Origin of the sequence: Bartonella sp. CL100XZDX (assembly GCF_042195375.1) — a bacterium.
Taxonomy (GTDB): Bacteria; Pseudomonadota; Alphaproteobacteria; order Rhizobiales; family Rhizobiaceae; genus Bartonella.
The window spans coordinates 1-6,176 of sequence record NZ_JBHIOH010000001.1 but is presented as its reverse complement, the minus strand read 5'-3'; the positions used below and the strand labels follow the sequence as shown (position 1 = coordinate 6,176).

Here is a 6,176-nt window from a genome sequence, read left to right as displayed (position 1 = left end):
AAAGTTTCGAGATTATTGGAAAGCCTGTGCAGGAAAGAATGCTATCAAACGTGATTGGCAAGCAACATGGCGTAACTGGGTGCGAAAGGCTATCGAGAATTTAGAGAAAGGAAAAAACTATGGAAAAGGAAATGGATATCAAACAGGACAACAGCGTGGTCGTGCCTATAGAATTACACAACACATGTCCGATTTCAAAAATTCAGACAGTCCGTACAAATTTTTATTCGAGGATGATGCAAACCCCTCCATTCCATTGGTTAGCGGGCAAAAAGCCATCACCTGCAGAAGCGAAGAGAATTATCTCGCTGAGTAATGAAGCTTTGCAAAAGCTTGATGAAAAAGCTTCTGAGGAAGAAATAAAAGCCATGTTTCTCATGCTTTCTGGTGGACTTAAAAGCCTACCTGGAGAAGATGAAAAAGCCACAGCTGTTGCTTATCTTTTTTCTCTCGATGGGCTAAGCCGTTGGGCAATCAAAACCGCAACAAGGGATGTGATGAAGGGTAAAGCACAAGGCTTGTCGACAACGTTCATGCCTGCTTCTGCTGATCTTCTGCTTTACTGCGAAAAGCTTGAATGTAGTGCTAAAAAACAAGCAAAAAGTATATTAGAGGCACTCGATAGACCAGAAGTTAAACCGAAAGGACCGGAAAGAAAAACTGTAACAGCGGAACAATTGATAGAATTAAGTCGAACAATTAGTAGCTACATTCCCATTTCATTTAAAACAGCAAACTAGTGAAAAGTGCTGATCATTTTACGATTAGACATGCATTTAAATCGACAAAAAGGTACCGTACAAAGCGATTTAAAGATTTTACGATAAAAACATATCCGTAATATAAAACGCTCTGTATGGTCAAATTTTAGGTAAATAGACCAATTGGTAAAATTATGGACTAAAAACATGAGAATATTAAAAGACCTATTCTTAAAAAAGCGTAAACAACCAATGCAAAAAGAGTTTGTTGCAACAGCTGTTGGTTATGTCCCTTGGGGGAACGGAGCAGAGGAGTATTTTTACAACCTCTACGAATATGAAGACGGTACAAGAGAGTGTGAAAAGTTTGATGGCGGACAGTATTATACCACACCAGAAAATGCGGATTTTAGTACCAAAGCGCAAGTAAAAGCATGGGTTTACGGTGGGAATATTCCAAAAAGCATTCTCAATTACGAACCTCTTATAGNTTACAGATAAACAGCTAAGAGCCTTGTTTGGCATTATAACTTTTATATTTTTATGTTTTTTAGGAATTAAAAAAAATCCCTACTTATTCAAAGTATTTTGACATTCGCATCTGTTTCTTTGGTAATAGTCACAGCGGTTTTTGCAATTTTATGCAATTCTCATATTCCTTTTGAGTTGCAGAACAATCCAAAATACAAACGCGGCAATACAACAGGTTGGAAGACATTAACACGTGATTTACAACAGTATATGCACAGACTTTTAAAGCTAATAAGTTTAGCGCTTGTCGTTTTAATTTTTCCAAATAGTTATAAAGAAACTGTTTCTTTGCCTATTATTTCTAAGTACGTGGAGTATAAGCTTTCTTTTCCATTGGATACTGTACTTTGGTACTCAGATATTGCTCTTTGGTATTCTTTTTTAGTCTGTGTATTGTTTCTTATGTTACGTACACGCAGTTTAATAAACATATCTATTTACACACTACAGTGCTCAGTTAAAAAGCTATAGTAAAATTCCGATTTTATAAAACTGCTTAGATTAAATGGCGTTGTCTCTTCTCAACGTTCATAGATGAAATCAACAAGAGCATAAAAAACTATCGTGGGCTGCTTGACATTATTGAGTCAATGTATATTCTCGAATCAGGTGCCTAACAAACACTTAAGCGATTAGCGGATAGATTACGATACAATCTTTTCTCCGCAAATTTAAAAATTTTGACTCATTGTACGCGTATGGCATATAAAGAAATTTGTCGGGTGTGGTTACACTATACAATACCCTTGCGGGAAAAGTGTAACGACGGACTAATCGCCGTGTTTGTTAGCGCCCGGCATCCTCTTAGGACGTCAATACTTTTAGGATTTTTCAAAAAATAATTGACAGTTTCTGTGAACAGCTATAGTCTGATTGGCAGGCTTAAAACACCTCGTAACTAATCGGTTCAACAGTATCCCGAAAGATCTGTTGCCCATCATGAGAATTTTTGTCCAGGGTCTTCGTGTGTATGTCCAAGGGTAACCTAAAGATACGAAGGGCTGTATTAGTTCGGTTGTTTTAGCCCTGGATACTTTAACTTATAAAACAAAGGACTAATAAGATGAACACTCTAATTAAAATATCAGAACAAGCTGTTGGACAAGAAATTATTCAAACCGTTAATGCGCGTGAATTACATGTGTTTTTGGAAGTAAAACGAGACTTTTCCAATTGGATTAAAGACCGTATTAACAAATACAGCTTTCTCAAAAATCAGGATTATATAGTTTTCACCAATTTTGGCGAAAACCTCCAAGGCGGTCGTCCAAGTACAGAGTACCATCTCACTTTAGACATGGCAAAAGAGCTCTCTATGGTTGAACGCAATGAGAAAGGACGTCAAGCACGTCGTTACTTTATTGAGTGTGAGAAGAAACTGAGAAACCAATCTGTTGATTATGATCGTGATACCCGTTTTGATTTGCCAAGCTATTGGGAGGGAATGAACGCTGGTGTAAAAGTTTTGTATCTTCTTGGTCCAATTCATATGCGTCTTCTTGATGCTTTCAGAGTAGATGAAGAGAACAGAAAATACAAAGCCCTTATTAAAGAAGCAAAACAGGTTCTAGCAAGATCTGTCGTAAAAGCTGCTTAGATTTAAAAACATAACTCCCCATTTTAAAAGTGGGGAGGGAGTTAAGCCGCGTTTTTGATTGTAATAACGACTTGCTTGCCAAGAACACTCAGTGCTTGCTCTAGTGTTTGAAGCTTAGTTGGATAATTTGGATCAAGAATGCGTCTTGCTTCTGTTTCTTTTTTACCCAAACGATGTGCCAATTCTGTTTTTGTGATATTCGCTTCATTAAAGGCTTCTACCACTGCGAGCTTAAGAGCATTCCACGCATCTACCGTAACCTCTACAAGGTCTTTATACTGTTGTCGCATTGGTAAAGGCAAACCACGCATAGGATAGCTCCGTAATGCTAACCCTAAAGCTTCAACAGCATTCTCTAATGCCTCTGCTCTATTTTCTCCAGCTGTTATTGCTTCTGGTACATCTGGAAAGGTTACAATAAAACCACCATCTGGATCAGATTCCAGTTTTGCTTGATACGTGTATTCCATGTTTAGGTCTCCTCGCCATGATCAAAATGCTTTTGAAACGAAAAATTAAAGCCGTTGAGAGAGTAACTCATACCCCCAACTGCTTTTTTATTATTTTCACGTAAAGTGGGGTCAATTCACCAGATTTTATAACGGTTGTCTTGTCTCCAAAAGTTACCAAATAATGTGACCCTTTGCCTGCATCAGGAGCTTCACTGTAATGAATGCCTCTTTTTCTGGCTTCTTTACGTAATTCTCTAAGCAGTGCTTCTCGTTTCATTTAGCCTCCCCTTTCTGCATAAAATGAATATCGCACAAAAAGGTTCGATAGTCAACAATAAATCGAACAAAAAAGTTTGATACAGACTCTTAATGAAAGAATATTTATTGAAAAGTTAAAAGTAGAAATAAGAAAGCCGAGCCATTTGTGTGACATGTTTTTTTGATGCATGATTTGTCAAATAATATTATAATGTAATACTTAAAAAACTGTTATTAATAAACTGAAATAATTGTATAAATATGCAAATTATGCTAAGATTTTTTATGTATAAATTGCTAATCTAATGGGGCTACAAATATGCTAAATAAAGTGACGTTAATCGGGCACCTTGGTGCTGATCCCGAAAGCAAAACAATGAATTCTGGAGCAGAAATAGTCAATTTTAGTATAGCGACTTCTGAGAGCTATACAGATAAAAAAACCAATCAAAAAGTAGAGAAAACAGAATGGCATTCAGTTGTGATTTTTAATCCACATTTGGCAAAAATTGCACTTCAATATCTAAACAAAGATTCAAAGGTTTACATAGAAGGAAAATTACAGACACGCAAATGGCAAGATAAAAATGGGCATGACCGTTATACAACAGAGATTGTCTTACCACAATTCAAAGGTGAATTGTATTTGCTTGATGCAAAGAAAGATCAATCGGCATCCCCTACCCCTTCACCCATTACTTCTCAAAGTTATGCTGTTGCTTCAGGGGCTGCTGATCATAGTGCATCTCTTAATGACAGCATACCATTCTGATTGAAAACATATGACAAAGAGAAAAAAACTTGCAAAACGTGGTCGTCCACGGATTAAAGGATGTATCAGAGAACCAAATGGACGCATCTCACGAGCAAAAACACCGCATGAACCCATGGATAAATTAGCACTTGAAATGCGTGCTAAACGCTTTGGCTTGACCATAGAAGAGGCTAAAAATCCGCTTTCCGGTACCTATATCGGGCGGCTTTATTTGCAAGGCGAAATCAATCAAGACCAATATGATGCTGCGCAAAGATATCTTGAAGTGAAAAACAATTACCTATGTGCAAAAGCATTGCCTAATGCAATTTATGATGAAATGCCTACAACTTCTGATAACGGAGCAAGAGAGAAATGGGTACAGATAGCAACAGAACATCTTTTAGCTGTAAAAAATGTTGTTCAAGAAGCTCAATGTTTACACCGTCAATATAACCTTCATGCTGCATTACAGTATCTTGTCATAGAAGATCAATCACTACCACACCTTGTGCTTTCATTGCGCATTGCTCTTAATGCGCTTTATAAGCACTTTAGCCGTTAAAAAAGAATTGACATCAGATGAAAAATCATTAATGTGTATATATTTACACATTATGAGTTTAGGAAATGGAACAAGATAGCCGAAAAATCATTGCAAAATTAAAGCGTGATGGCTTTGAACTTGTCAAAGTAAAAGGTTCTCATCATAAATTAAAAAAAGATGGTAAGGTTGTTATTGTTCCACATCCTAAAAAAAATCTTCCGATTGGTACAGCACGTTCTATCGCACAACAAGCAGGTTGGTTAAAAGAAGGAGAAGAAAAATGAAAAGATTTTTTGCTCTTGTTCATAAAGATGAAGATTCTGCTTTTGGTGTTCAGTTTCCTGATTTTGAGGGGCTTTTTTCTGCTGCTGATGAGGAAGAAAATTTAATCGCAAATGCAACAGAAGCACTTCAACTTTATTGTGAAGATATAGATATAGTGCCTATTCCTTCAAAATTTGAAGAAGTCATACAACGGGAATCTGTCAAAACAGCTTTGTCAGAAGGAGCTTTTTTAATACAAGTCCCCTTTATTGAAAATGATGCAGAAGTGGTACGTACGAATATATCTATTGAAAGAGGGCTTTTGCGTGCAATTGATGATTGTGCACAAGAAAGAGGTTTAACAAGATCTGCTTTTTTGGCAACAGCAGCGCGTCACGAGCTTAATATTTAGCTCATCAATCTGGAGAAATTTCTCACTCTCGATTTTTTTTTTTGCAAAAGCGTGTAATTGCATATGATCCGAAAACTATTAATGAAAATCAAAAGGCGGCAGGCAAACAAAACGCTATAGTTAAGAGGGATATAACTATCATTGATATTATATACATGGCATCTAATATTTCTGGACCTGTCATTGTCTTTCCCTCCTATAATAATTTCACAATAATTTATAAAATCTAAAATGTTTTAGAAAAATCTATATATTCTATTTTAAAATAAAAAATATAGATTTTTTTGTTGACATGGTGTAAAAAATAGTATTGAATGACAGTACTGCACTAGTTGAATTGCGTCTAAAATTCAAAAATATCCCTTAAAAATTCAGTAAAATGTGAACTTGAAATGTGGCTAGAAAGCCCTGTTTTCTTGCTAGTTCTGGCTAATCAATTTTTCAAATAACAAAAATTAATATTTGACTAATGATGTCATTAATTATGACTCAAAAGGAGCAATGATGAAAGCTGTCATCACTAAGCCAATGTGTGTTGTTGGCGACAATAAAAGCACTGTTCGCTTTGAACCATCAACACCCAATAATCCATTTGTTGAAGTTTCCAATCAAGTCTACGCACGTCTCAAGCGTGCTAATGCTGTAAAACCTTTTGTTGGT

General features: G+C 36.2%; 9 protein-coding genes and 2 pseudogenes. 9 read left to right on the top strand and 2 right to left on the bottom strand.

Annotated features, from left to right (window positions below; translation table 11 throughout):
• The 5 genes and pseudogenes from ACFILU_RS00055 to ACFILU_RS00035 all read left to right on the top strand — a co-directional run.
• A pseudogene (locus ACFILU_RS00055) lies at positions 1-316 on the top strand (hypothetical protein); the annotation flags it as partial.
• Positions 309-740 carry a hypothetical protein gene (locus ACFILU_RS00050; RefSeq protein ID WP_375674287.1) on the top strand — a complete coding sequence of 144 codons (432 nt, stop codon included), beginning with the start codon at positions 309-311 and terminating at the stop codon, positions 738-740. The pseudogene ACFILU_RS00055 and the gene ACFILU_RS00050, both read left to right, overlap by 8 nt.
• Positions 741-908: 168 nt before the next feature.
• Positions 909-1,202 carry a hypothetical protein gene (locus ACFILU_RS00045; protein ID WP_375674286.1) on the top strand — a complete coding sequence of 98 codons (294 nt, stop codon included), beginning with the start codon at positions 909-911 and terminating at the stop codon, positions 1,200-1,202.
• 13 nt (positions 1,203-1,215) lie between these two features.
• Positions 1,216-1,703, top strand: a pseudogene (locus ACFILU_RS00040) (hypothetical protein).
• A gap of 592 nt (positions 1,704-2,295) precedes the next feature.
• Positions 2,296-2,829 carry an antA/AntB antirepressor family protein gene (locus tag ACFILU_RS00035; protein ID WP_375674285.1) on the top strand — a complete coding sequence of 178 codons (534 nt, stop codon included), beginning with the start codon at positions 2,296-2,298 and terminating at the stop codon, positions 2,827-2,829.
• A 41-nt stretch (positions 2,830-2,870) separates the two neighbouring features.
• Here ACFILU_RS00035 and ACFILU_RS00030 read toward each other — a convergent pair whose 3' ends face one another.
• Entirely contained in the window at positions 2,871-3,299 is a 429-nt protein-coding gene (locus ACFILU_RS00030) for a type II toxin-antitoxin system HicB family antitoxin (RefSeq protein WP_006589119.1), read from the bottom strand.
• A 67-nt stretch (positions 3,300-3,366) separates the two neighbouring features.
• Positions 3,367-3,558: a hypothetical protein gene (locus ACFILU_RS00025; RefSeq protein ID WP_004859817.1), complete on the bottom strand. Its 192-nt coding sequence runs from the start codon at positions 3,556-3,558 to the stop codon at positions 3,367-3,369.
• Between the two features lie 300 nt (positions 3,559-3,858).
• Between ACFILU_RS00025 and ssb the strand changes: the two genes are divergently transcribed.
• The 4 genes from ssb (at position 3,859) to ACFILU_RS00005 (ending at position 5,516) form a co-directional block, all read left to right on the top strand.
• Entirely contained in the window at positions 3,859-4,311 is a 453-nt protein-coding gene (gene ssb / locus ACFILU_RS00020; RefSeq protein ID WP_375674284.1) for a single-stranded DNA-binding protein, read from the top strand.
• A gap of 10 nt (positions 4,312-4,321) precedes the next feature.
• Positions 4,322-4,858: a hypothetical protein gene (locus ACFILU_RS00015; RefSeq protein ID WP_375674283.1), complete on the top strand. Its 537-nt coding sequence runs from the start codon at positions 4,322-4,324 to the stop codon at positions 4,856-4,858.
• A gap of 65 nt (positions 4,859-4,923) precedes the next feature.
• Positions 4,924-5,124 (top strand): type II toxin-antitoxin system HicA family toxin, encoded by a 201-nt coding sequence (locus ACFILU_RS00010; RefSeq protein WP_375674282.1) that lies wholly within the window; start codon positions 4,924-4,926, stop codon positions 5,122-5,124.
• Entirely contained in the window at positions 5,121-5,516 is a 396-nt protein-coding gene (locus tag ACFILU_RS00005) for a type II toxin-antitoxin system HicB family antitoxin (RefSeq protein ID WP_005864994.1), read from the top strand. Before ACFILU_RS00010 ends, ACFILU_RS00005 begins: the two co-directional genes overlap by 4 nt.
• The last annotated feature ends 660 nt before the right edge of the window (positions 5,517-6,176 follow it).

Excerpts from the sequence above, each read along its gene's own strand:
- ACFILU_RS00025 (WP_004859817.1), bottom strand. The coding sequence starts at position 3,558 with ATGAAACGAGAAGCACTGCTTAGAGAATTACGTAAAGAAGCCAGAAAA.
- ACFILU_RS00015 (WP_375674283.1), top strand. The coding sequence starts at position 4,322 with ATGACAAAGAGAAAAAAACTTGCAAAACGTGGTCGTCCACGGATTAAA.
- ACFILU_RS00010 (WP_375674282.1), top strand. The coding sequence starts at position 4,924 with ATGGAACAAGATAGCCGAAAAATCATTGCAAAATTAAAGCGTGATGGC.
- ACFILU_RS00035 (WP_375674285.1), top strand. The coding sequence starts at position 2,296 with ATGAACACTCTAATTAAAATATCAGAACAAGCTGTTGGACAAGAAATT.
- ACFILU_RS00030 (WP_006589119.1), bottom strand. The coding sequence starts at position 3,299 with ATGGAATACACGTATCAAGCAAAACTGGAATCTGATCCAGATGGTGGT.
- ssb (WP_375674284.1), top strand. The coding sequence starts at position 3,859 with ATGCTAAATAAAGTGACGTTAATCGGGCACCTTGGTGCTGATCCCGAA.
- ACFILU_RS00005 (WP_005864994.1), top strand. The coding sequence starts at position 5,121 with ATGAAAAGATTTTTTGCTCTTGTTCATAAAGATGAAGATTCTGCTTTT.